We start from the raw sequence: 24,122 nt of genomic DNA on the forward strand, positions 1-24,122 counted from the left end.
GATGTGCGCGGGCGGCCCGCTGCACCATCCTCGTCACCATGAACGACACGGCAGAGGCTCCGAAACCGCATGGCCTGAGCGGTTTCGAGGAGACCGTGAAGGACTTCTGGGCCAGCCGACCGCGCCGTCCCGCGCGGGGCGGCAAGATCGGCGGTGTGGCGGCGGCCATCGGCAACCGGTACGGCATCGACCCGGTCATCGTGCGGGTGGCGTTCGTGACGGCGACCGTCTTCGGCGGTGTCGGCGCCTCGCTCTACCTGCTGTGCTGGCTGCTGTTCCCGGCCGAGGGCGACGAGGTGTCGCCGGTCGAGTCGTTGTTCGGCCAGGGCCGCAGCTCGATGAGCAAGGCACTGACGATCGTGCTGGCCGTCCTGTTCTTCCCGCTGTCCAGCTGGGCGTTCGCCGGGGGCTGGTTCGACGGGGGCGGCATCATCGGGGCGGCGATGATGGTCACCGCGCTGTACCTGCTGCACCGCGGTCGCGGGCACCTCTACCGGCCGGTGCCGGTGACCCGCTCGGCCACGGCGGCGTTCTCGATGTCCGGTCCGGGCGCCACCCGGACGAGCGACACCGGCTGGGATCCGCTGGCCGCCGACCCGATGGCCTGGGATCTCCCCGATCCCACCCCGGCGCCGGCCCCGCCGCCACCGCCGCGCGCGCCGCGTCGGCGGAGCAAGATCGGCGTGGCCGCGTTCGCGCTGGCCTTGCTGGTGGCCGGCGCGGGAACGGCGCTCGGCTCGACCGGCACCACGTGGTTCTCCGCGCCGCACGTCATCGGCCTGGTGCTCGGTGTGCTGGGTGTCGGGATGGTGGCCGGCGCGTTCGCCGGCGCCGGACGCAAGCTGGTGCTCCTGGCGGTGCCGCTGTCGATCGTGGGTGTGGCGCTGACGTCGACGTCGTTGAGCGGCTACTCGGGCGGGATGGGCGACCTGACGGCCCGGCCCGCGAGCGCGGCGCAGGTGCTGCCGAGCTACCAGCGCACGGCCGGGACGATCGACCTGGACCTGACCGGCCTGCCAACGGACGTGCCGGTGGCGACCGAGGTGCACCTCGGTGCGGGCGACACGACGGTCCGGGTGCCCGCCACGGCCGATGTGACCTACACGTGCGAGTCGCAGGCCGGAACCGTGGACTGCTTCGGCCACGAGAGTTCCGGCCTCGGGGTCAGGTCGCTGACCGGCGTCGACTACGGCCCGGACGGGCCGGGCGGGTTGCAGCTCACCCTGAAGGTGGACCAGGGTGCGGGAACAGCGGAGGTGCGTCGTGGCTGACCAGGAAAACCCGTACTCCTACGGCACCGAGACCGTGCCGGAGCGGCGGCGCGGCGTGAACGTGTTCACGCTGATCCTCGGCGTCGCGACGTTGCTGGTCTCGGCCTACGTCCTGTCGGACGGCGCGGGGTGGCTGCCCTCGTTCGACCTGAAGTGGGTGCTGGCCGGCGGCGCGGTGTTCGTCGGGGTTCTGATGCTGGCCGCCTCGATGCGCGGTGGCCGGCGCAGATGACCAGAAACGGAAAAGGCGGGAGCCGCGGCTCCCGCCTTTTCCGGTCACTCCCACTCGATGGTGCCCGGCGGCTTGCTGGTCACGTCCAGCACGACCCGGTTGACCTCCGCGACCTCGTTGGTGATCCGGGTGGAGATGCGCTCCAGCACGTCGTAGGGCAGGCGGGTCCAGTCGGCCGTCATCGCGTCCTCGCTGGACACCGGCCGCAGCACGACCGGGTGGCCGTAGGTGCGGCCGTCGCCCTGGACGCCGACACTGCGGACATCCGCGAGCAGCACCACGGGGCACTGCCAGATGTCCCGGTCCAGGCCCGCGGCGGTCAGCTCCTCGCGCGCGATGGCGTCGGCCGCCCGCAGCGTCTCCAGCCGGTCCGCGGTGACCTCACCGATGATCCGGATGCCCAGCCCTGGGCCGGGGAACGGCTGGCGGTGCACGATCGTCTCCGGCAGGCCCAGCTCCAGCCCGACGCGGCGGACCTCGTCCTTGAACAGCAGCCGTAGCGGCTCGACCAGCTCGAACTGCAGGTCCTCGGGCAGGCCGCCGACGTTGTGGTGGCTCTTGATGTTGGCCGCGCCGGTGCCGCCACCGGATTCGACGACGTCGGGGTACAGCGTGCCCTGCACGAGGAACCGGTAGTCGCCCACGGCCTTGAGGTCGCGTTCGGCCTGCTCGAAGACGCGGATGAACTCGCGACCGATGATCTTGCGCTTCTCCTCGGGATCGGTGACGCCGGCGAGGGCGTTCAGGAAGCGTTCCCGGGCGTCGACGGTCACCAGCTTCACCCCGGTGGCCGCGACGAAGTCCCGCTCGACTTGGGCCCGCTCACCGGTGCGCAGCAGGCCGTGGTCGACGAAGACGCAGGTCAGCCGGTCGCCGATGGCGCGCTGGACCAGCGCGGCGGCCACCGCGGAGTCGACCCCGCCGGACAGGCCGCAGATCGCGCGACCGTCCTCGCCGATCTGTTCCCGGACGCGGGCGATCTGCTCCTCGACGATGGAGGCCGTGGTCCACTCCGGCTTGAGGCCGGCGATGTCGTGCAGGAAGCGGCGCAGCACCTCCTGGCCGTGCGGCGAGTGCAGCACCTCCGGGTGGTACTGCACACCCGCGATGCGGTCCTCGACGTTCTCGTACGCCGCGACGGCGGCGCCCTCGGAGGTCGCGGTGACCCGCGCCCCGGCGGGCGGCTTCGTGACGCTGTCGCCGTGGCTCATCCACACCTGGTGCCGCTCGGGCAGCTCGCGGTGCAGGACGCCACCGTCGGCCGCGACGTGCACCTCGGTGCGGCCGTACTCGCGCCGGCCGGTCGCCTCGACCGTGCCGCCGAGCGCCTGGGCGAGGACCTGGAAGCCGTAGCAGATGCCGAAGATCGGCACCCCGGCCTTGGCCAGCTGCGGGTCCATCCCGGGTGCGTCGGGCGAGTAGGCGCTGGCCGGGCCGCCGGACAGGACGATCGCCGACGGGTTCTTCGCGAGGATCTCGTCGACCGGCGCCGTGTGCGGCACCACCTCGGAGTACACCTGCGCCTCGCGGACGCGGCGGGCGATCAGCTGCGCGTACTGCGCGCCGAAGTCGACGACGAGCACCGGACCGCTCGGATTGGACACCGGACCTCCATCAGGACGACGTGTGTCTTCCATCGTCCCAGGTGGGCTGAGTCACGTGCACCCCGGGACGTGGTCGGGGCGGCTTGCGCGCCAGCCAGAAGAACAGCGGCGGCAGCACGACCTCGATCCCGGCCAGGACCAGCCTCCAGGCCAGCCCGTAGCCGGGGAAGATCGCGCCGTAGAAGCGTTCCCGGCTGTCGGCGGTCGCCCGGCACCCGCCGCGCCGAGCTCCTCGCCATCGCGCCTGTTCGCGGCCACCTACCAGCGGGCGGTGCGCTGCTGGGCGCGCTGCGGGACGTGGTCGAGCTGTAGCCGGCACGACGAAGGCCCCGGACGCGTGGTCCGGGGCCTTCGCGGCTTGGGTGGCCGGCACGGCGGTCGCCTCTCGGCGAGGGGTCCGAACAGGGCTCCGGCCGAACCGGTATTCCCTGACGGCTGAAATGGTGAGGCCCGGGGGACACGGACCGCACCGACCGCTCTCTACAACGGACCTGCCACCGGAGTTGTTCCCGGCTCCGTCCGTGCAAGCGTTCACCCGATGCGGTGGACGCGGCGAGACCCGAACCACGCTCCGTCAGGCGTTCTAAGTTGTTCGGCATGGACACCATCACGCCGGAACCGCGGCCGGCCTGGATCGCCGGCCGTCCGGAGCAGGGCACGAGCACCTTGACCGTCCATCACCCGTTCGACGGGAGCGAGGTGGCGACCGTCGCGGTGCCCGGGGCGGACCAGGTCGAGCGCGCGGTGGCCGCGGCCGTCGCCGTCGCGCCGAAGCTCCGCGCGGCGCCCGCCCACCAGCGGGCCGCCGCGCTGGACCACACGTCCCGGCAGCTCGCCGAGCGCGCCGAGGAACTCGCCGAGCTGATCACCGCCGAGAACGGCAAGCCCCTGAAGTGGGCCGAGGCCGAGGTGCGCCGCGCGGTGTCGGTGTTCCGCATCGCCGCCGAGGAGGCCCGCCGCTTCTCCGGGGACCTGCAGCGGCTGGACACCGACACCGCGGGCGAGGGGCGCCTCGCGCTGGTCCGCCGGGTGCCCCGCGGCCCGGTCCTGGGCATCGCGCCGTTCAACTTCCCGCTCAACCTCGTCGCCCACAAGGTCGCCCCCGCGCTCGCGGCCGGCGCACCGATCATCGTGAAGCCCGCGCCGCGCACGCCGCTGTCCGCGCTGGTCCTGGGCGAGATCCTGGCCGAGACCGACCTCCCGGAGGGCGCGTTCTCGGTCCTGCCGCTCGGCAACGACGACACCGCGAAGCTCGTCGCCGACCCGCGCCTGCCGGTCGTGTCGTTCACCGGTTCCGGCCCGGTCGGCTGGTCGCTGGCCGACGCCGCGCCACGCAAGCACGTCGTCCTCGAACTGGGCGGCAACGCAGCGGCGGTGGTGCTCGCCGACTGGCCGGACCTCGCGGGTGCCGCGGAACGCGTCGCGACCTTCGGCAACTACCAGGCCGGCCAGTCGTGCATTGCGGTGCAGCGGGTCATCGTCGAGCGGTCCGTCGCCGACGAGTTCATCCCGGCGCTCGCCGAGGCGATCGCGGCGCTGCGGACCGGCGACCCCTACGACCCGGGGGTGGACGTCGGCCCGGTCGTCGACGAAGCCGCCGCCGAGCGGATCGTCAGCTGGGTCGACGAGGCCGTCGCCGCCGGCGCCAAACTCCTCGCCGGCGGCTCCCGCCAGGGCGCGACCGTCGAACCGACCCTGCTCACCAGCGTCCCCGCGGACACGAAGGCCTGGTCGGAGGAAATCTTCGGCCCCGTCCTGGCCGTCTCGGTGGTGGACGACGCCGACCAGGCGTTCGCCGCGGTCAACGCCTCCGCCTACGGCCTGCAGGCCGGCGTGTTCACCCGCGACGTGCGCCTCGCCTTCCGCGCCTCCGCCGAGCTCGCGGTCGGCGGAGTGATCATCGGCGACGTGCCGTCCTACCGGGCCGACCAGATGCCCTACGGCGGGGTGAAGGGCTCCGGGGTGGGCCGCGAAGGCGTGCTCGCCGCCATGCACGACCTCACCGAGGAGCAGGTCACCGTGTTCGCCGGGATCGACCTGTAGCCACGAGCGGCAGTCGCAGGGCGGCCGGAGCGTCGGCCGGCACCGCGGGGTGCTTCGGCGGGACCGGCTGGATCCGCCGGTAGCCCTGCGACTGGCCGGGCCGCGCGTCCGGCTCGCCCTTGTTCGGCCAGAAGGAGAACGCGCGCTCGGCCTGCGCGGTGATCGTCAGCGACGGGTTGACGCCGAGGTTCGCGGTGATCGCCGTGCCGTCCACGATGGACAGTCCGGGGTAACCGAACACCCGGTGGTAGGGGTCGATCACGCCGTCCTGGGCGCTGGTGCCGATCGGGGCGCCGCCGATGAAGTGCGCGGTGAGCGGGATGTCGAAGATCTCGCCCCAGGTGCCACCAGCGATGCCGTCGATGTGCTTCGCCGTCAGCTCGTTGGCCCGGTGCCCGGCCGGGATGAACGTCGGGTTCGGCTCGCCGTGCCCCTGCTTGGACGTGTACTTGCGCCGGCCGAACAGGCCGCGCCTGGTGTACGTGGTGATCGAGTTGTCCAGGCTCTGCATCACCAGCAGGATCACGGTCCGTTCGCTCCACCGGTACCCGTTGAGCAGCTTCGCGCTCTGCAGCGGGTGCTTGGCGATGAACCGCACGGCCTGCAGCCACCGCGGCGCCGGCGCGGATCCGTCGGTGGCGATCGTCTGCAGCAGGCTCATCGCGTTGCTGCCCTTGCCGTAGCGCACCGGCTCGATGTGGGTGGACTCGTCGGGGTGGAACGACGAGGTGATCGCGACGCCCTTGCTGAAGTCGCGTGCCGGGTCCACGGCGGGACGGCCGGCGCCGATGATGGCCTCGGAGTTGGTGCGGGTCAGCTCCCCGAGGCGGGGCGACAGCCGGGGCAGCACGCCGCGGTCGCGCATGTCGTGCAGCAGCCGCTGGGTGCCCCAGGTGCCCGCGGCGAGCACGACCTGTCCGGCGGTGAGCGTCGTCCGGAACCTCTTCGACCGGGTGCCGGTCTTGTGCACGTCGACCTCGAACGACCCGTCCCCGCGCGGGCGCACCGCGGTGACGGTGGTGAGCGGGATGACCTTCGCTCCGCCCTGCTCGGCGAGGTACAGGTAGTTCTTGACCAGCGTGTTCTTCGCGCCGACGCGGCAGCCGGTCATGCACGAGCCGCATTCGGTGCAGCCCGTCCGCTCCGGCCCGGCGCCGCCGAAGAACGGATCCGGCACCCGCTCGCCCGGCTTGTCGAAGAAGACGCCGACCGGTGTCGGGTGGTAGCTGTCCGCGACTCCCATGTCGGCGGCGACCTTCTGCATGACCTCGTCCGACGGGGTCACGCTCGGGTTGGTGACCACTCCGAGCATCCGGCTCGCCTGGTCGTAGTACGGCGCGAGTTCGGACTCCCAGTCGGTGATGTGGGCCCACTGCTTGTCCTGGTAGAACGGCTTGAGCGGCCGGTACAGGGTGTTGGCGTAGACCAGCGACCCGCCGCCGACCCCGGCGCCGGCGAGGATCATCACGTCCCGCAGCAGGTGGATCCGCTGGATGCCGAAGCAGCCCAGTGCGGGCGCCCACAGGTAGCGCTTGAGGTCCCAGGACGTCTTGGCGAACTCGTCGTCGGCGAACCGGCGGCCCGCCTCGACGACCGCCACCCGGTAGCCCTTCTCGGTCAGCCGGAGCGCGGCGACGCTGCCGCCGAACCCCGATCCGACCACGATGACGTCATAGTCAGCCGCATTGCTGTTACGCGTGGTCACAGGTAAAGCGTAACCACGACCACACCGATGTGACCAGTAGTAAGTTACCGATGGGTTCGGGCAACCTGTGGGCGTTTTGTTACGTGTCTCGCCCAGGCGAGTGTTTAACGTTGTACATCAACATCACACCTGGGGAGCCCGATTTGTCACTACCGCCCTCGCTCGAGCGCGTCAGTCGCCTGATCAGCGACGGCTCGTGCGCCGCACTGTCACTCGACATCTTCGACACCATCCTGTGGCGGCGTACGCCCCGTCCCACTGACGTGTTCGCCGTGCTCGGCGCCCGCCTCGTGCGCGACGGCCGCTGCCCGGAGTGGGTCACGCCCGCCGCGTTCCGGCGCATGCGGATCACCGCCGAACAGGACGCGCGGCGCAGTGACGCGGCCCTGGGGCCCGAGGTGTCGTTGTCCGACATCTGGCAGCACATGCCCCTGGCGATCTTCGACGCCGGCCTGCCCGAGCTGGTGCGCGCCGAGGTGACCTGCGAGCGGGACTTCACCGTCCCCGACGCCGACATCGCCGAACTGGTCGAGCTGGCCGCGAAGCACCGCGTGCCGACAGTGCTGGTGTCCGACACCTACTTCACCGAGGAGCACCTCGCCGAGCTGCTGGACCGGCCCGGCCTGGGTGCCCTGCGCGACGCGCGGATCTTCCGCTCCCACCAGCACGGCCTCGACAAAGCGTCCGGGCTGTGGAAGATCGTGCTGGACAACCTGGGCGTGCTCCCCGAGCAGGTCGTGCACATCGGGGACAACCCGGTCGCCGACGTCGAGGTGCCCGGGAAGCTGGGCATCCGGACCGTGCACTACGAGCGGCTCGACGAGCAGTTCCACGTGGTGCTGGAACGGGAACGCGAACCGCTCGGCCTGGAGGACCCGCTCGGCGAGCACCTGGACCTCGACCTCGGCGACTTCGGCCTGACGAGCCTGCGCGCGAAGACGCTGCTGCGCGCCGATCCGGAAGCGCAGACGCCGATCCGCACCGCGTGGCGCTACGGCGCCTCCGTGCTCGGCCCGGTGCTGACCGGGTTCGCGGAATGGGTCGCGCGGCGTGCCCACGACTCCGGCATCCCGGTGCTGTGGTGCCCGATGCGCGAGGGCACGATGCTCTCCACCCTGATCAACAACGCCGCGCAGGCCCGTGGCTGGTCGGTGGAGGCCCGGCCGGTCTGGCTGTCCCGGCACGTCACGTCGCTGGCCGCGCTCGACCCGGCCGACCCGGTCTCGCTGCGGGAGTTCATCCGGCAGCGGCACGGCCTCACCGTCCACCATCTGCTCCAGGCCCTGCACCTGCGACCGGGCGACGTGCCGCCGCTGGCGGAGATGCTCGACGCGGTCCTGGACAACGACCCCGCCGTCGACCTGGTCTGCGGCGCGCTCACCGAGACCGCCCACCTGCGGAACCGGCTGACCGTGACGGTGACCCGCATCCGCGAGCGCGTGCTGGCCGAGCTGCGCCGCGCCGGGATGCTGGACGCGCGGGAACCGGCGCTGGTCGACCTGGGCTGGGGCGGGACGATCCAGTACTTCCTCGGCCGGGTGCTCGACGTGTCCGGTACCGGCATCCGGCCCGCCGGCTTCTACCTGGCCACCGACGACCGCTCCACGCGCGTGTTCCGGGCGGGGCTGCGCATCGAGGGCTACCTCAGCCAGGGCGGGCACCCACCGGAGATCGCGCGCACCATCAGCCGCAGCCCGGAAGTGCTGGAGCAGTCGGTGAACGACTTCTGCGGGTCGCTGCTGGACTTCGCCGACGACGGCTCCCCCGTGCTCGGCCCGGCCTCGGACGGCGAGGCTCAGCTCGCGCAGCGGCGCGCGGTCCAGGACGGCATCCGCGAGTTCCAGGTCCAGTGGTACCGGTACGCCGACGACAGCCGGGCGGACCTGACCGGTACCGCCCGGCACCGGCTGGCGAACATCCTGGTGTCCGCGCTCAAGGCGCCGAACGCCGAGGAGGCCGCGGTGTTCGGCAACTGGGCGCACGAGGACAACTTCGGTTCCGCGCTGGTCACCCGGGTCGTCCCGGAGGACCTCGTGCCCGCGATCCCCTACCTGTCCCCCGCCGACCTGGGCGACCTGGCGATGCGCGACGCGTTCTGGCCGGCCCTGCTGGCCGCGTCGGACACCCGCCTGGCCGCCGGCGCGCGGGCGCTGGCCGAGCGGCAGGTGGATCCGGATCTGTTCGAGCCGTCCGAAGATCCGGCGGAGACGCGCCTGAGTCTGCGCACCGGCGACGGGGAATGGCACGACGGCCCGCGGCGCCGGGTACGGATCAACCACAATGGACTGTCGTTCGCCCGGCTGGACTTCCGCTCGGCCGACGTCACCGACCTCGCGGTCGCGATCCCCGGCCGCCCGGCGCTGGTGCGCATCGACTGGGTCGAGGTGCGGGCGCACGTGCCCGGCCAGAGCGTGGCGCGCATCGAGCGATGGGAACAGCCCGAAGACTTCGCCGGGCTGATCCACGCCGCCTGCCGCTGGCTGGGCGGCACGCTGTTCGAGTTCGAGGCCGACGAGTCGGCGATCTGGTTCCCGGTCGCCGCACGGATGGGTGCGCCGGTGACGTCCGGGCAGGTGACCGTGGCGTTCGCGACGCTGCCGAAGTCGCGAACCGGGCTCGGCGGGCACCCGCCGTCGGCGTCGCGCATGACGCGGGTGACCAGCCGGGTGCGTGAGGAGCTCCGGGCGCGCGGGACGGTCGGTCTGGCCACCTCGGCCGCCCGCATCGCGGTGCGGCAGTTGCGGAGCGGCAAGTGAACTACGGCACCCGCACCGACCCGCACGCCCAGGCCCGGGCCGCCCGGCAGGGGCCCGTGCTCCTGCATTCGCTGTCCTGTTTCCGGGAGATCTTCGAGATCGTCTACGCGCACCGTCCGATCAGGACAGTGGTCGAGGTCGGGGTGGAATCCGGGCAGGTCAGCGGCATCTACACGGAGCTGGGTGCGACGGCGGTGTACTGCGTCGACCCGGAACCGACGGACAGCCTCCGCGCCGCGCTCCGCGCGAACCCGGCCCTGCACCTGGTCGAAGCGCACTCCCCGGACGTGCTGCCGGAGCTGCCGGTCGCCGATCTGTACGTGCTCGACGGCGACCACAACTACGCCACCGTGCGCGCCGAGCTGGACTGGGTGCTGGCGAACGCGCCGGACGCCGTGGCCGTGCTGCACGACCTGCTGTGGCCGTGCTCGCGGCGGGACCAGTACTACCTGCCGTCCCGGCTCGCGCCGGAGGACCGGCATCCGTCCAGTGCGGACGGTCCGACGGTGTGGCACGACGAGCTGACGCCAGCCGGGTTCGTCGGCCTGGGCGCGTTCACCGCCGCGCAGGAGGCCGGCGGCGAGCGCAACGGCGTGCTCACCGCGGTCGAGGACGCGCTCGCCGCGCACGACGGCTGGCACCTCGCGATGGTCCCGGCGATCTTCGGTGTCGGGGTGGTGACCCGGCACGAGGCGCTGCTCGGCGCGCTGGCGCCGTACCGCGACTCGCGGCTGCTGTACACGATGGAGAACAACCGCATCGCGCTCTACACACGCCTGCTGCAACTCCAGTTCGAGGCGGTCGCGCACGCGGAGGACGCGGACACCATGGCGGAGACCGTCAACCGGCAGCGCCAGGAGATCGACCGGCTCACGGCCGAGACCGCGGACCTGCGCGCTCAGGCCGGCGAGCTGCGCCGGCAGAACGAACGGCTGCGCGCGATGGTTGACGAGCGTTCCCCCTCGCTCGCCGACCGCGTCCTGCGGCGGCAGTGAGCCGGCTTCACCGATACCCCGGGTGGGGGCGCGCCTCGCCCGCCACCACCCGGGTGCAGCCGTGGCCTAACCGCGCACCGAGAGGCCGACGCGCTGGAACTCCTTCAGGTCGGAGTACCCGGTCTTGGCCATCGCCCGGCGCAGCGCGCCGAACAGGTTCACCGCTCCCTCGGCGTCCGACGACGGGCCGAACAGCAGCGTCCTGAGGTCCACCTCGATGTCCGGGCCCGCGGCGACCCGCGAACGCGGCAGCGACGGGTGCGCGGCCGCCGCCGTCCAGTACAGGCCGTGGCCCGGGGCCTCGGTGGCCGCAGCCAGGGGCGAGCCGAGCACCACGGCGTCCGCACCGCAGGCGATCGCCTTCGCGATGTCACCCGAGCTGGTGATCCCGCCGTCGGCGAGGACGTGCACGTACCGGCCGCCGGTCTCGTCCAGGTAGTCGCGGCGTGCGGCGGCGGCGTCGATGATCGCCGTCGCCATCGGCACGCCGATGCCCAGCACGCGGTCGGTGCTCGTGACGCCCGGCGTGTAGCCGTGGCCGACGATCACGCCGGCCGCGCCGGTGCGCATCAGGTGCATCGCCGTGCGGTAGTCGGAGACGCCACCGGCGATCACCGGCACGTCCAGGCCACCGATGAAGTCCTTGAGGTCCAGCGGGTCGGCGTCGTCGTGCGCGACGTGCTCCGCGGAGATGATCGTGCCCTGCACGACGAGGATCTCGACGCCGGCGGCGATCAGGTGCGGGGTCAGCTCGGCCGCGCGCTGCGGGCTCACCCGCGCCGCGACCGTCACGCCCGAGTCGCGGACACGGCCGATGGCCTCGGCCAGCAGCTCCGGCCGCACCGGCGCGGAGTGCAGCTCCTGCAACGTCCGGGTCAGCGCGGTGCGGTCCTCGTCCTTCGCGGCGTCCAGCAGGCGGAGCAGCGCCTGCTCCGCGTTCGCGTGGCGCGCCCACAGGCCCTCGGCGTTGAGCACGCCGAGGCCGCCCAGCTTGCCGACCTCGACCGCCGTGTCCGGTGACACCACCGCATCCGTCGGATGGGTGACCATCGGGATGTCGAACCGGTAGGCGTCGATCTGCCAGGCAGTGGACACGACCGCCGAGGACCGGGTCCGCCGGGACGGGACGATCTCCACGTCATCGAGGTCGTACGCCCGTCGCGCGGTGCGTCCCATGCCGATCTCGACCAGATCGCGCACGTCAGGTCCCTTCTCGCCGCCAGTAGTTGACGGCCCATTGTCGCTAGGCCACGAGTGTGACCTGCGCCCAGGGGTCAGCGCGAGGTGTAGTTGGGCGCCTCGACGGTCATCGTGACGTCGTGCGGGTGGCTCTCCTTCAGGCCCGCGGCGGTGATCCGCACCAGCTGCGCCCGCTGCAACTGCTCGATCGTCTCCGCACCCGCGTACCCCATCCCCGAGCGCAGCCCGCCGACGAGCTGGTGCACGACGCTGGCCAGCGGCCCGCGGAAGCCGATGCGGCCCTCGATGCCCTCCGGCACCAGCTTGTCCTCGCTGAGCACATCGTCCTGCGAGTAGCGGTCCTTGGAGTACGACTTGCGCCCGTCGCGCGACTGCATGGCGCCCAGCGACCCCATGCCGCGGTAGGTCTTGTACTGCTTGCCGTTGACCAGGATCAGGTCGCCCGGCGACTCGGCGGTGCCGGCCAGCAGGCTGCCCAGCATGACGGTGGACGCGCCGGCGGTGATGGCCTTGGCGATGTCCCCGGAGTACTGGATGCCGCCGTCGCCGATCACCGGTACCCCGGCGGGGCGGCACGCCTTGTCCGCCTCGTAGATCGCGGAGATCTGCGGCACGCCGACACCGGCGACGATCCGGGTGGTGCAGATCGAGCCCGGGCCGACGCCCACCTTGACCGCATCCGCGCCCGCGTCCACCAGCGCCTGGGCCCCGGCCCTGGTGGCGACGTTGCCGCCGACGACGTCGACCGTGTCGCCCAGCTCCTTCTTCAGGGTGGCGACCATGTCGATGACCGCCCGCGAGTGGCCGTGCGCCGTGTCCACCATCAGCACGTCCACGCCCGCGTCGGCCAGCGCCATCGCGCGCTGGTGACCGGCCGCGCCGACACCGACCGCCGCGCCGACGACGAGGCGGCCGTCCGGGTCCTTGGTCGCGTGCGGGTACTGCTCGGTCTTGACGAAGTCCTTGACGGTGATCAGCCCGCGCAGCTTGCCCGCACCGTCGACGATCGGCAGCTTCTCGATCTTGTGCCGGCGCAGCAGCCCCAGCGCCGCGTCCGCGGTGACGCCGACCTGCGCGGTGATCAGGTTCTCCTTGGTCATCACCTCGCTGACCGGCCGGCTGTGGTCCAGCTCGAAGCGCATGTCGCGGTTGGTGATGATGCCGACGAGCGCGCCGGACGCGTCGGTGACCGGGAGGCCGGAGATGCGGAACCGGGCGCACAGGGCGTCGACCTCCGCGAGCGTGTCCTCCGGGGAGCAGGTGACCGGGTCGGTGACCATGCCGGCCTCGGAGCGCTTGACGACCTCGACGGCCGCGGCCTGCTCCTCGATCGGCAGGTTGCGGTGCAGAACGCCCACGCCGCCCTGCCGCGCCATGGCGATCGCCATGCGGGCCTCGGTGACGGTGTCCATGGCCGCGGAGACCAGCGGGATGCGCAGGGTGATGTTGCGGGAGAGCCGGGTGGACGTGTCGACACTGCTGGGCACGACGTCCGATTCGGCCGGCAGCAGCAGCACGTCGTCGAAGGTCAACCCGAGCATCGCGAACTTGTCTTCCGGGGCGAACTCGCTCGTCATCTGGGGGGCTGACCTTCCTGGTGGTGGCGGGTGAACCTGCACTCGATGGTATCTGGCCGCCGCCCGGACAAGGGCCGGGCAGGGGCCAGACGTGACGGGGGAAACTCGCTGCCCGCCCGGAGGACGGAAAGGCCCTGGACACCCGACCGGGTCGGGCGGGTACGGTGCCACGCGTGCCGCACGAAGTGTTGCCCCCCGACCCGTTCGCCGACGACCCGGACGACCCCGCACGGGAGCTCGCCGGCTTCGGGGACGACGAGCTGGCCGAACCGATGGATGCGCAGGCGCGCGCGGAGCTCCTCGCGGACCTGTCCGACCTGGCGGTCTACCAGGCACTGCTGGAGCCGCGCGGGGTGCGCGGGATCGTGGTCGACTGCGGCGAGTGCGACCAGCCGCACTACCACGACTGGCACCTGTTGCGCGCGAGTCTCGAGCAACTGCTCGCCGACGGGCGCATGCGCCCGCACGAGCCGGCCTTCGACCCCGACCCGGCCGACTACGTCAGCTGGGACTACTGCCGCGGCTTCGCCGACGGCATCACGACCACCGAAAGCGCCTACTGACCTGACCACACGCGACGAAGGCCCGGCCGGAAGCGGCCGGGCCTTCGTCGTACGAGCCTGTTTTCGCGGATCCGATCAGTTCGAGCTGGTGCTCGAGCCGGTCCCGGTTCCGGTGCCGGTACCCACCCCGGAGGACTTCTGACCGGTGCCGCTCCCGGTGTCGGGCGGGTCGTACCGCGCGCCGCCCGAGGTGCCGTCAGACGCCGGCGGCGTCGTGCTGCTCGGCGACGTGGAGCTCGTCGGAGGCGTGCTGCTCTCCGACGGGGTCGTCGTCGTGGTGGGCAGCGTCGTGGTCGTGGTGGACGAGGCCGGCGGCTTGGTCGAGCTCGGCGCCGGCAGCGCGGCCGACGAGGGCAACGACGCCGACGAGCCCGACGTGGTCGTGGTGGAGCTCGGCAGCATCGAGGCGAGCTGCTGGTGCTCGGCCATCAGCTGGCTGAGGTTCTCCTCCTCGGTCACCTGACTCAGCTTCGCGGCGGCCTGGGCGAGCGCCTGCTGCGCCTCGGCGATGCGGCCCTGGGACAAGGCGATGCTGGCCTGCTGGAGCTCGATCCGGGCCGCGGACGCGGCCTCGACCGACCGCGCGTGGTCGGCGTAGAGGACCTTCGTGAGACCCCAGAGCGTGTCACCCGGCTGCGCGTCGCGCGCGGCGACGCTGGTGCCGGTGAAGCCGATGGCGAGGACCGCGGCGGCCGCGGCGACCGGCACGAGCAGGCGGCGACGGCGCGCCCGCTGCCCGTGGCGGCGAGCCAGCGCGGCCGTCCTGATCGTGGTGACCGCGGTGTCGGTGTCGATGAGCTCGGCGAGCGGTTCGCTGTCGATGTCCCGTCGCCAGGACAGCAGCAGCGCGTTGAGTTCCTGGTCGCCCAGGTCGTCGGCGATCCCGGGGTCGGACCCGCCCAGCGCGTCGAGCAGAGCGTCGTCCGCCCGGATCGCGGTGAGGTCCGCCTCGAACTCCACCTGCGACGAACTCAGCATGGTCGAGTCGAACTCGAGCTCGTCGAGCTCACGTCTACCGTCTTCGCGATCGGTCACTCAGGCCACCTCCTCGGACGCCAGCGCCTTGCGGAGCCGCGCCAGCGCACGGTGCTGGGCGACGCGGACCGCGCCCGGCGTCGAGCCGACCGCGTCCGCGGTCTCCTCGGCGGACAGGCCGACCACCACCCGCAGCACCACGATCTCGCGCTGCTTGTCGGGCAGGACCCGCAGCAGTTGTGCCATGCGCTCGTTCAACTCCCCCTGCAGAGCACGCTGTTCCGGCCCGATGTCGCCCTCGATCTCGTCGGGGAGCTCGGCGACGGGCTCGGCCCGGTTGCGCGCGGCGGCCCGGTGCGCGTCGGCCACCTTGTGCTGGGCGATGCCGTACACGAAGGCCAGGAACGGGCGCCCTTGGTCACGGTACGAAGGCAACGCCGTGAGCACTGCTAAACACACCTCCTGGGCCACATCGTCTGCCGAGGCGAACGACCGCTCCTGTCGCCCGACCCGGGCGCGGCAATACCGCACCACCAGGGGACGGATAGCGGCCAAGAGCCGCTCGACTGCCTGGGGATCCCCCTCGACAGCGGCGGCGACTGGCTCGTCCAGCCCGTCCCCCACATTGGCCATCGCAGACAACAGTCCCAGCGTTACGTGTAGGCGTGCAGAATCAACGGCGCGGCAACCCCCATATCGCTCACGCCGGTGATGCCTACCGTACCTGCCGACGCCGGCGCCGCGTGTGCGCGGTCGGCTATGACCCGTCGCGGCCCCGGAACGCCGAGGACGCCCAGTATCGCACGAAGACGGCCTCTCGGAGTGCCCATGAGCGAAGCAACGCGCGGATTCGCGAAAAATTTTCGCTGGATCCGCGCGTCGCGTCAGGAGACCAGGCCGCGGCGGAAGCCGTGGGCGACGGCCTGCGCGCGGTCACGCACACCGAGCTTGCGGAACAGCCGGCGCGCGTGGGTCTTGACGGTGTCCTCGGACAGGTAGAGCTCACGGCCGATCTGGCCGTTGCTCTTGCCCTGGCTCATGCCGCGCAGCACCTGCAGCTCGCGCTCGGTGAGCTGGACGCCCGGGTCGGCCGGCTGGCGCGGCGCGGGCACGGAGGTGCTGGCGAGGGTGTGCGCGAGGGCGGCGACCAGCTCCGGGCGGGACGCGTCCCAGCGCAGGTAGCCGCGCGCGCCGCCGGCGATGGCGGCGGCGATGCTGCCGGCGTCGTCCGGCGCGCCGAAGACGATCACGTTGGCCTGGGGGTTGGCGGACACCAGCCGCCGAGTCGCCTCCACCCCGGCCGGCATCGCGCGCTGGGTGCCGACGAGCACGACGTCGACCGGCTGCCGCGAGTACCGGGCCAGCAACTCGTCACCGTGCGCTACACAGTCGATGCGACTGACACCGGGGACAGCAGACATCACGCGGGTGAGCCCTTCGCGGACACTGCGTCGGTCGTCGCAGATCAAGACCGTCGTCACGGGTGTTCCTTCCTGCAGCCGGGTGACATTCCATATCCCCTATCGGACGCTTGAGGCCGTACCTTGACACGATCCGGTGGCTTTTTTTGGGAACTTCTTCGCCCGGATGTCGGTATGGCCGACTGATGGCCGCACCGGAGATCAGACCGGCACCCACGGTGATTCACGGGCGAGCCGCCTCCCCTCCGGATCGGACCCTAGTAACACTGCGTGTAACACCGCGGCGGTTCGCGATCGGTGGCGGTCCGCCTCGGCGGGCCACAGATCGGCCGCGATCAGCCCGGCGGGCCAGGACAACGAGGACAAATCATAGGCGTCCGCGTCCGCCTGCGCGCCGGAGACGAGCTCCCGGGCTCTTCGCTTCTGCCCGATGGTGCCGAGCGCGGCAGCGAGCACGAGCCGGGACTTGACGGTGTGCCGGACCGAGCCGGCGGCGACGGCCTCGGCGAGGGCCGCCTCGGCGGACTCGACGGCCGCCGACCCGTCACCCGCGGCGAGCGCGAGCTCGGCGGTGACCCAGCCGAGCCGGGTCCGGGTGCGCCAGCTCGCCGCGGCGGCGGCCGCCCGGCGGAGCACGCGCCGCGAGGCGGTGAGCCGGCCGGTGCCGAGGTGATCGGCCGCCAGGCCGAGCAGCGCATCGGCGAGCGCGCCGGGCGCGTCGAGGCCGTCCGGATCGGTGTCGCTGCCGCCGCCCGGTCCGTTCGCCGCGCAGGCGTGGCGGAGGGCGGTGCCGTCGAGGGCACGCGCCGCGACGTGCCCGCCGAGCTGCCTGCGGTGCGAGGCGAGGGTGGTCAACGCGAGTGCGGCGATCACCGGGTCGCGGTCGCGCGTGAGCGGGTTCAGCAGGGTGACCGCGGCGGCGTAGCGAGCCTGTGCGCCGAGCACGATGGCGGCCAGCAGCCGGTGCACCGGCGTCCCGCCGGCCGGGAGCAGGCCCGGCGCCGGCTGGTCGCCGAAGGCCGCTCTTCGCAGTTCGATCTCGTGCACGTCACTTCCCCACCAGAACGTACTCGATGCGGTCCGCGGCGGTGCGCAGGCCGGGCAGCGGTTCGACCCGGTCCGGCAGCTCGACGTCCGCCCAGCCCGGACCCGCCGCGAACAGCCGGCTGCGCAGCCCGCCCCGGGACACCTCGGGGAACAGCTCGGGGTCGGCCTCCGCAGAACGGCCCGCCCAGAGCACGACCGCCGCGGGCGAGCTGCGCCGCACGGCCGCGGCCAGCGCGGGCGCGGGCAGCGGGAGGCCGAACAGCTGCGTGCCGATGCGGCGCCCGGCCAGACCGGCACCGAGCACGTGCAGCGGCAGCGGGTCCGGCTCGCCCGGCGCCCGGACGAGCAGTACCGGGCGCTGGTTGCGCGGATGGTCCAGGACCGGGGTGGCCCGCACGACGGCGGCGAGCACGCACTCCGTCAGCAGCGCCTGCACCTCCACGCCGGCCGGAGTGCCGGGCCAGCCGTTGCCGCACGCGTCGAGGACCGGGGCGATCACGCCCTCCCAGGCCTCGAGCACCCCCGCGGCGCCGATCGCGTCGTGGAGCGTCTGCTGCACGGCCCGGCCGTCGAGCGCGACCGCGGCCGCGCGGAGCCTCCGGGCCGCGGCGCCGTTGCGCGCCGCCGCCGTGTGCTCGGCGGGCGGCGGCAGCGGCTGCGCCGGGGTCTGCGGAACCGCGGAGTACGACTTCGGCATCTGCTGGAGCGCGTAGCGGGCGGCCTCCGCCGTGGACGCCCCGCGCAGCAGCGCGCGTTGCATCAGTTCGAGGCGGCCGATGTCGGCGGCGCAGTAGCGGCGGTGCTTGCCGCCGGTGTGCCGGCTCGGGCCGAGCCCGTAGCGGCGGTCCCAGGTGCGCAGCGTCGACGGCGCGACCCCGAGCCGCCGGGCGACGGCGGCCACGGGCATCGTCGGCTCGGTCTGACCGGCACCCCTCGGACGGCTCACCCGGTCCAATATCCCGGCGCCACTCGAACGGGGCAACTTGAATCGGTTTCGTTATTTTGCCTGTTTACGGGCCTGATCTCACGCATCCGGGGGAACCTGACGGCTGAATCACCCGGATTCCCTTGAACAACTATTGGCGCGCTTCTAACGTTACCGCCGTTGCGCCATTCGGAGTAATCGCCGGGCAACACAGCAGGGGTGGCAGGACCGAATCGGAGGGCGGTCACGATGGCAGACACGCGCAGGCTCCCGGGCCCGAACGCCGATATCTGGGATTGGCAGCTACGGGGGTCGTGCAGGGGGATGGACAGCGGCGCGTTTTTCCACCCGGACGGGGAGCGGGGGCCGGCGAGAGCACGACGGGAGGCCCGCGCGAAGGCGATCTGCCAATCCTGTCCGGTGCTGCGGTTGTGCCGGGAGCACGCACTCGCGGTGCACGAACCCTACGGGATCTGGGGCGGGCTCTCGGAGGCCGAACGGGAGACCATCATCCGCACCGGAAAACCGCAGTTGACCCTTTCCGGGCACTAGCCGGAACGGAAAAACTCAGGACGGCACCCGGGGCACACGTGTCAGCCGGGTGCCGTCCTTTTTCCGGCGAATCGCGGCCACAGCGACATCGCGGTGTCGATGACCGCCTCCAGGTCCGCGAGTTCCGCGCCATCGCGGGCCTGAATCGACATGCCGTGCAAAATCGTTCCGTAGAACCGGACGATCCCCGCGATGTCGGCATCCCCGGGCAGGTCACCCTCGGCCACCGCATGGCGCAGCCGCTCCTCCAGCTCAGTCAGATTGCCCCGGCGCTTCTCCGCGAGGAAATCCTGCACCGGCCGGTTCTGCTCGGTGCAGTTGACCGCGGCGAGCACGACCATGCAGCCGCGTGGATGGTCACTCGCCACAAACTCCCGCGCGCTGTCCCGCAGCCACGTCTCCAGCGCCTCGCGCACCGCCGTTCCCTCCGGCAGGTGGTGGGCGAACCGCTCGCGGTACCGCTCGACCGCCTCCCGGAACAGGGGCTCCTTCCCGCGGAAAGCCGCGTACAGGCTCGGCGAGCCGATACCCATCGCGGCGGTCAGATCGGACAGCGAGGTGCCCTCGTAACCGCGCTCCCAGAAGACGTACATCGCCTGGTCCAGTGCCGCGTCCCGGTCGAAGGCGCGTGGACGGCCGCGTGGTGACATGCTTCGCAAAGGCGCATGGGTTCGCTGGACGGCAAGGTGGCACTCGTGACCGGGGGCAGCCGCGGTATCGGCGCCGCGATCGCGCGGAAGCTGGCGGCGGAAGGGGCGGACGTCGCGCTCACCTACGAACGCGCGGCGTCGCGGGCCGCCGAGGTGGTGGCCTCGATCGAGGGGCTGGGCCGGAAGGCGCTCGCGATCCAGGCGGACAGCGCCGACGCGGACGCGCTCACCGCCGCCGTCGACCAGGCCGCCGAGGCGCTCGGTGGACTGGACGTGCTGGTCAACAACGCCGGCGTCTTCCCGATCGGCACGGTCGAAGACCTCAGCCTGGCCGACTTCGACCGCGCGCTCGCGGTGAACGTGCGAGCGGTGTTCGTGGCGACCCAGGCGGCGGTACGGCACCTCCGGACCGGCGGCCGGGTCATCACGATCGGCAGCACCCTGGGCGAGCGGGTGACCGGGCCGGGCATGAGCGCGTACTCGGCGTCGAAGGCGGCCGTGGTCGGGATGAGCCGCGCCTTCGCGCGGGACCTGGGTCCGCGCGGGATCACTTCGGTCGTCGTGCACCCGGGACCGACGGACACGGACATGAACCCGGCCGACGGGCCGCACGCCGCGAGCATCCTCGCGCTGTCCGCCGCCGGGCAGCACGCGACCCCGGACGACGTGGCGGCGACCGTCGCCCACGTCGCGGGGCCCGCCGGGGCGTTCATCACCGGGTCGACGATCACCGTGGACGGCGGCGTGAACGCGTGACACGCCCCAACTGACCCGGAGCGGCACCGGCGGTTCCGCCCCGCCAGAAGAAGAAGGCCCCCGCTGGTCGCGGGGGCCTTCTGCCGTGGTCAGTGTGCGTGACCGTGACCGTGGCCGGTGTCCTCGGGCTCCTCGACCGGCTTGTCCACCACGGTGCTCTCCGTGGTCAGGACGAGACGGGCGATGGAGGCCGCGTTCGCGACCGCGGAGCGGGTGACCTTGACCGGGTCGACGATGCCGGCCTGCAGCAGGTCGGTGATCTCGCCGGTCGCGGCGTTGAAGCCGTAGCCCCAGCCCTGCTCCTGCACCTTGGACACGATGACCGGGCCCTCGTAGCCGGCGTTCGCGGCGATCCAGTTCAGCGGCGCGGTCAGGGCGTCCCGCACGATGCGGACACCCGTGGCCTCGTCGCCGGAGAGGCCGAGGTCGCCCTCCAGTTCCTTGACCGCGTGCACGATCGCCGAGCCACCGCCGGGCACGATGCCCTCCTCGACGGCCGCCTTGGTGGAAGCCACGGCGTCCTCGATGCGGTGCTTGCGCTCGGTCAGCTCGGTCTCGGTGGCCGCGCCGACCTTGATCACCGCCACGCCGCCGCCCAGCTTCGCGAGCCGCTCCTGCAGCTTCTCGCGGTCCCAGTCGGAGTCGGTGGTCTCGATCTCCTTGCGGATCTGCGCGATGCGGGCCTCGATGTCGGCCTTGGTGCCGGCACCGTCGACGATCGTCGTGTTGTCCTTGGTGATCTCGATGCGCCGGGCGGTGCCCAGCGAGTCGAGGCCGATCTCGGACAGCTTCAGGCCCACCTCGGACGAGATGACCTGGGCACCGGTGACGACGGCCAGGTCGTCCAGGAACGCCTTGCGGCGGTCACCGAAGAACGGCGCCTTCACCGCGACCGCGACGAGGGTCTTGCGCAGGGCGTTGACCACCAGGGTGGACAGCGCCTCGCCCTCGACGTCCTCGGCGATGATCAGCAGCGGCTTCTTGGACTCGGCGACCTTCTCCAGGACCGGCAGCAGGTCGGCCAGCGCCGAGATCTTCTCCCGGTGCAGCAGCACGTAGGCGTTCTCCAGGATCGCCCGCTGCTCCTCCGGGTCGGTCGCGAAGTGCGCCGACAGGTAACCCTTGTCGAACTGCACACCTTCGGTGATCTCGAGCTCGGTGGCCAGCGTGGAGGACTCCTCCACGGTGATCACACCGTCCTCGCCGACCCGCTCCACGGCCTCGCCGAGCAGGGCGCCGATGGTGGCGTCACGCGAGGTGACCGTGCCGACCTGGGCGATGTTGTCGCGGCCCTTGACCGGGGTGGCCCTGGACTTGAGCACCTCGATGACCTTCTCCGCGGCCGCCTCGATGCCCTTGCCGAGACCGGCCGGGTTGGCGCCGGCGGCCACGTTGCGAAGGCCGACCTTCACCAGCGACTGCGCCAGCACGGTGGCCGTGGTGGTGCCGTCGCCGGCGACGTCGTTGGTCTTGGTGGCCACGTTCTTGGCCAGCTGCGCACCCAGGTTCTCGAACGGGTCCTCCAGCTCGATCTCCCGCGCGACGGTGACCCCGTCGAGGGTGATGGTGGGGCCGCCGAACTTCTTGTCCAGCACGACGTGCCGGCCGCGCGGGCCGAGGGTGACCTTGACCGCGTCGGCCAGCTTGTTGACGCCGCGCTCGAGCGCTCGACGAGCGTCCTCGTCGAAGTTGATCTGCTTGGGCATGGAAGTCCTCTCAGACAGCAGAACGCCCCGTCCCCGGCTTTCCAGCGGGGCCCGGGGCGTTCACCGCAGCGCCGATGTCAGTTGACGACAGCCAGCACGTCGCGAGCGGACAGGATCAGGTAGTCCTCACCGTTGTACTTGACCTCGGTGCCGCCGTACTTCGAGTAGATGACGACGTCCCCGACGTTCACGTCGACGGGGATGCGGTTGCCCTTGTCGTCGACACGGCCCGGGCCCACGGCCAGAACCTTGCCCTCCTGGGGCTTCTCCTTGGCGGTGTCGGGGATGACGAGGCCGGAGGCGGTCGTCTCCTCGGCCTCGCTCGTCTGGACAACGATCTTGTCCTCGAGCGGTTTGATGTTCACGCTCACCGGGTTGACCTCCACGGGTCGTCGAAAGCGTTGGCAGGTACTTACTTGGTTTCGGCGCCTACCACCCCCGCCGTCGCGGGTGCCGGGGCGTGTGCGGTGCCTTCGATTAGCACTCTAGCCACGGGAGTGCTAGCCGCGCAAGGAGGGTCCCCCGGTACGGCACGGCCGGCCCGCCGGGGTGCCTGACCGGCGGCTTTACCGGCCTGATCACGGAGCGGGGTCGCCATCTCACTCGTTGAGCGGTGTCGGCGTTCCGGGCCGTTCCCTACCTTGGGAACCGGCCCGGACGCGACTGGAAGGGATGGTGTTCCGATGGGTGGTTGCAGCTGTTGCAGCTCGTGCAGTGGCTCCGGATGCGGGTGCTGCGGAAGCTGCTAGCGCCGGCCTCGACCTGAGCGGCCCGGGAACCACCGTGTGGTCCCGGGCCGCTCGCCGTCTACACGGTCAGCACGATCTTCCCCCGCACCCGGCCGCTCTCGCTCAGCTCGTGGGCCTTCGCCGCGTCCTCCAGGGGCAGCACCTGCGACACGTGCACCCGGACGCCCTCCACCGCGCTCGCCAGCTCCGCGCCGGAGGGCTGCACGTAGAACCGCCGGTAGCGCGGGTCCTCCGTCGCGTCGTTGCCCTGCGCGTCGATGAGCACGCCGTCCGGCGTGAGGACCTCGAGCGAGCGTGACCCGTAGGAACCGCCGACCAGGTCGCACACCACGTCCACCCCGGCGACCGCCGTCGTGAAGTCCACCGCCGTGTGGTCGATCAGTTCGTCCGCCCCGAGCGCGCGCAGGAAGTCGTGGTTCACCGGCCGCGCCGTGCCGATCACGTACGCGCCCCGCGCCTTCGCCACCTGCACCGCGACGTGCCCGACCCCGCCGGCCGCCGCGTGGATCAGCACCCGTTGTCCCGGCCGCACGCCGGCAAGCGCTTGGGTCGCCGTCAGCACCGCGGTTGGCGACGCGGCGGCCGCGACGTGGTCCAGCTCAGCCGGCTTGGGCGCCAACGCCGACGACGGCACCGCCACGTACTCGGCGTACGCGCCCCACTGCGACATCACCAGCCCGAACACCTCCTCCCCCGTCTCCTCGACCACACCGGAGAAGTCCAGCCCGAGCCGGAACGGCGGCTCGAACGGCCACTGCTCGATGAGTCCACGGCGCAGCATCCAGTCCGCCGGGTTCACCCCCGCCGCGTGCACCCGCACCAGTACCTCGCCCGGTCCCGGCACCGGACGCGGCGCGTCCACGACCTCCAGCACCTCGGGCCCGCCCAGGGCCCGCACATCAACAGCTCGCATGCCGAAGATCGTCGACTCGTACGGTATCCGTTGTAAAGAAGGCACCTTCCTGATATCCAGGTACCTCATGGATACCGTCCAGTCCTACCTGAAGGCTTGCCCGGCCCGCACCGTGCTCGACACGCTCGCCAACAAGTGGAACCTGCTGGTACTCAGCTCACTGCGCCGCCACGACGGCCCGATGCGGTTCAACGAGCTGCGCCGCCTGCTCGAGGGCATCACGCAGAAATCGCTCACCCAGACGCTGCGCGTCCTGGAGCGCGACGGCCTGGTCGACCGGGCCGTCTACCCGACCGTGCCGCCGCGGGTCGAATACGCGGTGACGGACCTGGGCGCGCAGGTCGGGGACATGTTCTCCATCCTCGGCGACTGGGCCCAGGAGCACGTGGACGAGATCCTGGCGGCCCGGGAGGCGTTCGACAACCGGCCGACACCCGGACCGGTCCGGTAGTTCCCAACCGGGTTGACCGTCGGTAGTTTCC

Annotated in this window: 23 protein-coding genes; 9 read left to right on the top strand and 14 right to left on the bottom strand. The window is 72.0% G+C overall.

The genetic code is table 11. The features are described 5' to 3' along the window. Positions 1-38 precede the first annotated feature (38 nt). The gene (locus FHX46_RS25660) at positions 39-1,271 is read left to right on the top strand and encodes a PspC domain-containing protein (RefSeq protein WP_208400284.1); all 1,233 of its coding nucleotides are present in this window, start codon (positions 39-41) and stop codon (positions 1,269-1,271) included. Beyond that, positions 1,264-1,503, top strand: coding sequence for a hypothetical protein (locus FHX46_RS25665; RefSeq protein WP_167120000.1), 240 nt, complete (start codon positions 1,264-1,266; stop codon positions 1,501-1,503). Before FHX46_RS25660 ends, FHX46_RS25665 begins: the two co-directional genes overlap by 8 nt. Positions 1,504-1,547: 44 nt before the next feature. Here the strand turns inward: FHX46_RS25665 and guaA are convergent, their stop codons facing one another. Next, a complete protein-coding gene (guaA, locus tag FHX46_RS25670) occupies positions 1,548-3,107 on the bottom strand; it encodes a glutamine-hydrolyzing GMP synthase (protein ID WP_167120003.1) in 1,560 nt (519 codons plus the stop codon). Between the two features lie 10 nt (positions 3,108-3,117). After that, the gene (locus tag FHX46_RS25675; protein ID WP_167109614.1) at positions 3,118-3,480 is read right to left on the bottom strand and encodes a hypothetical protein; all 363 of its coding nucleotides are present in this window, start codon (positions 3,478-3,480) and stop codon (positions 3,118-3,120) included. 224 nt (positions 3,481-3,704) lie between these two features. Here FHX46_RS25675 and FHX46_RS25680 point away from each other — a divergent pair, with 224 nt between their 5' ends. Beyond that, on the top strand, positions 3,705-5,150 hold the full coding sequence (locus tag FHX46_RS25680; protein WP_167120006.1) for an aldehyde dehydrogenase family protein: 1,446 nt from the start codon (positions 3,705-3,707) through the stop codon (positions 5,148-5,150). Here FHX46_RS25680 and FHX46_RS25685 read toward each other — a convergent pair. Further along, positions 5,122-6,855 carry an FAD-dependent oxidoreductase gene (locus tag FHX46_RS25685; protein ID WP_167120009.1) on the bottom strand — a complete coding sequence of 578 codons (1,734 nt, stop codon included), beginning with the start codon at positions 6,853-6,855 and terminating at the stop codon, positions 5,122-5,124. The genes FHX46_RS25680 and FHX46_RS25685 overlap by 29 nt on opposite strands. A 143-nt stretch (positions 6,856-6,998) precedes the next feature. Here FHX46_RS25685 and FHX46_RS25690 point away from each other — a divergent pair, with 143 nt between their 5' ends. Together FHX46_RS25690 and FHX46_RS25695 are read left to right on the top strand one after the other, a co-directional pair. Beyond that, positions 6,999-9,611: an HAD family hydrolase gene (locus tag FHX46_RS25690; RefSeq protein WP_167120012.1), complete on the top strand. Its 2,613-nt coding sequence runs from the start codon at positions 6,999-7,001 to the stop codon at positions 9,609-9,611. Then, positions 9,608-10,606, top strand: a complete 999-nt coding sequence (locus FHX46_RS25695; protein ID WP_167120015.1) for a class I SAM-dependent methyltransferase — start codon at positions 9,608-9,610, stop codon at positions 10,604-10,606. The genes FHX46_RS25690 and FHX46_RS25695 overlap by 4 nt, the downstream gene beginning before the upstream one ends. A gap of 66 nt (positions 10,607-10,672) precedes the next feature. On the opposite strand, the gene FHX46_RS25700 is transcribed toward FHX46_RS25695, so the two are convergent. Further along, positions 10,673-11,806 carry a GuaB3 family IMP dehydrogenase-related protein gene (locus FHX46_RS25700; protein ID WP_167120018.1) on the bottom strand — a complete coding sequence of 378 codons (1,134 nt, stop codon included), beginning with the start codon at positions 11,804-11,806 and terminating at the stop codon, positions 10,673-10,675. Positions 11,807-11,880: 74 nt separating this feature from the next. Beyond that, positions 11,881-13,383, bottom strand: a complete 1,503-nt coding sequence (gene guaB, locus FHX46_RS25705) for an IMP dehydrogenase (RefSeq protein ID WP_167100366.1) — start codon at positions 13,381-13,383, stop codon at positions 11,881-11,883. A gap of 173 nt (positions 13,384-13,556) precedes the next feature. Between guaB and FHX46_RS25710 the strand changes: the two genes are divergently transcribed. Then, a complete protein-coding gene (locus FHX46_RS25710) occupies positions 13,557-13,946 on the top strand; it encodes a DUF5319 domain-containing protein (protein ID WP_313886246.1) in 390 nt (129 codons plus the stop codon). A gap of 75 nt (positions 13,947-14,021) precedes the next feature. On the opposite strand, the gene FHX46_RS25715 is transcribed toward FHX46_RS25710, so the two are convergent. The 5 genes from FHX46_RS25715 to FHX46_RS25735 all read right to left on the bottom strand — a co-directional run bounded on the left by FHX46_RS25715 (position 14,022) and on the right by FHX46_RS25735 (position 18,290). Further along, positions 14,022-14,981, bottom strand: a complete 960-nt coding sequence (locus tag FHX46_RS25715; RefSeq protein WP_167120024.1) for an anti-sigma-D factor RsdA — start codon at positions 14,979-14,981, stop codon at positions 14,022-14,024. Continuing rightward, positions 14,982-15,554, bottom strand: coding sequence for a sigma-70 family RNA polymerase sigma factor (locus FHX46_RS25720; RefSeq protein WP_167100375.1), 573 nt, complete (start codon positions 15,552-15,554; stop codon positions 14,982-14,984). It abuts the gene before it with no gap. Between the two features lie 251 nt (positions 15,555-15,805). Then, positions 15,806-16,402: a response regulator transcription factor gene (locus tag FHX46_RS25725; protein WP_017986686.1), complete on the bottom strand. Its 597-nt coding sequence runs from the start codon at positions 16,400-16,402 to the stop codon at positions 15,806-15,808. Between the two features lie 141 nt (positions 16,403-16,543). Continuing rightward, positions 16,544-17,389, bottom strand: coding sequence for a hypothetical protein (locus FHX46_RS25730; RefSeq protein WP_167120027.1), 846 nt, complete (start codon positions 17,387-17,389; stop codon positions 16,544-16,546). Between the two features lies 1 nt (position 17,390). Further along, a complete protein-coding gene (locus FHX46_RS25735) occupies positions 17,391-18,290 on the bottom strand; it encodes a MerR family transcriptional regulator (protein ID WP_167121679.1) in 900 nt (299 codons plus the stop codon). Positions 18,291-18,563: 273 nt separating this feature from the next. On the opposite strand from FHX46_RS25735, the gene FHX46_RS25740 reads away from it, so the two are divergent. Continuing rightward, positions 18,564-18,866 carry a WhiB family transcriptional regulator gene (locus FHX46_RS25740; protein WP_167100381.1) on the top strand — a complete coding sequence of 101 codons (303 nt, stop codon included), beginning with the start codon at positions 18,564-18,566 and terminating at the stop codon, positions 18,864-18,866. A gap of 41 nt (positions 18,867-18,907) precedes the next feature. Here the strand turns inward: FHX46_RS25740 and FHX46_RS25745 are convergent, their stop codons facing one another. Then, positions 18,908-19,516: a TetR/AcrR family transcriptional regulator gene (locus FHX46_RS25745; protein ID WP_208400286.1), complete on the bottom strand. Its 609-nt coding sequence runs from the start codon at positions 19,514-19,516 to the stop codon at positions 18,908-18,910. A 15-nt stretch (positions 19,517-19,531) separates the two neighbouring features. Here FHX46_RS25745 and FHX46_RS25750 point away from each other — a divergent pair, with 15 nt between their 5' ends. Continuing rightward, positions 19,532-20,272 carry an SDR family NAD(P)-dependent oxidoreductase gene (locus FHX46_RS25750; protein ID WP_167120030.1) on the top strand — a complete coding sequence of 247 codons (741 nt, stop codon included), beginning with the start codon at positions 19,532-19,534 and terminating at the stop codon, positions 20,270-20,272. Between the two features lie 89 nt (positions 20,273-20,361). Here the strand turns inward: FHX46_RS25750 and groL are convergent, their stop codons facing one another. From groL to FHX46_RS25765, 3 genes are all read right to left on the bottom strand, one after another. Further along, the gene (gene groL / locus FHX46_RS25755) at positions 20,362-21,978 is read right to left on the bottom strand and encodes a chaperonin GroEL (protein ID WP_167120033.1); all 1,617 of its coding nucleotides are present in this window, start codon (positions 21,976-21,978) and stop codon (positions 20,362-20,364) included. Between the two features lie 77 nt (positions 21,979-22,055). Beyond that, positions 22,056-22,349 (bottom strand): co-chaperone GroES, encoded by a 294-nt coding sequence (gene groES / locus FHX46_RS25760; protein WP_026153773.1) that lies wholly within the window; start codon positions 22,347-22,349, stop codon positions 22,056-22,058. A gap of 436 nt (positions 22,350-22,785) precedes the next feature. Beyond that, a complete protein-coding gene (locus FHX46_RS25765; protein WP_167120036.1) occupies positions 22,786-23,640 on the bottom strand; it encodes an NADP-dependent oxidoreductase in 855 nt (284 codons plus the stop codon). A 67-nt stretch (positions 23,641-23,707) separates the two neighbouring features. Between FHX46_RS25765 and FHX46_RS25770 the strand changes: the two genes are divergently transcribed. Then, entirely contained in the window at positions 23,708-24,091 is a 384-nt protein-coding gene (locus FHX46_RS25770; protein ID WP_167120039.1) for a winged helix-turn-helix transcriptional regulator, read from the top strand. Positions 24,092-24,122 lie beyond the last annotated feature (31 nt).

It is taken from the genome of Amycolatopsis viridis, assembly GCF_011758765.1.
In the GTDB taxonomy this organism is placed as follows: Bacteria; Actinomycetota; Actinomycetes; order Mycobacteriales; family Pseudonocardiaceae; genus Amycolatopsis_E; species Amycolatopsis_E viridis.

Coding starts and splice junctions, on each gene's coding strand:
- FHX46_RS25660 (WP_208400284.1), top strand. CDS start 39: ATGAACGACACGGCAGAGGCTCCGAAACCGCATGGCCTGAGCGGTTTC.
- FHX46_RS25680 (WP_167120006.1), top strand. CDS start 3,705: ATGGACACCATCACGCCGGAACCGCGGCCGGCCTGGATCGCCGGCCGT.
- guaB (WP_167100366.1), bottom strand. CDS start 13,383: ATGACGAGCGAGTTCGCCCCGGAAGACAAGTTCGCGATGCTCGGGTTG.
- FHX46_RS25720 (WP_167100375.1), bottom strand. CDS start 15,554: ATGGCCAATGTGGGGGACGGGCTGGACGAGCCAGTCGCCGCCGCTGTC.
- FHX46_RS25740 (WP_167100381.1), top strand. CDS start 18,564: ATGGCAGACACGCGCAGGCTCCCGGGCCCGAACGCCGATATCTGGGAT.
- FHX46_RS25745 (WP_208400286.1), bottom strand. CDS start 19,516: ATGTCACCACGCGGCCGTCCACGCGCCTTCGACCGGGACGCGGCACTG.
- FHX46_RS25750 (WP_167120030.1), top strand. CDS start 19,532: ATGGGTTCGCTGGACGGCAAGGTGGCACTCGTGACCGGGGGCAGCCGC.
- groL (WP_167120033.1), bottom strand. CDS start 21,978: ATGCCCAAGCAGATCAACTTCGACGAGGACGCTCGTCGAGCGCTCGAG.
- FHX46_RS25765 (WP_167120036.1), bottom strand. CDS start 23,640: ATGCGAGCTGTTGATGTGCGGGCCCTGGGCGGGCCCGAGGTGCTGGAG.
- FHX46_RS25770 (WP_167120039.1), top strand. CDS start 23,708: ATGGATACCGTCCAGTCCTACCTGAAGGCTTGCCCGGCCCGCACCGTG.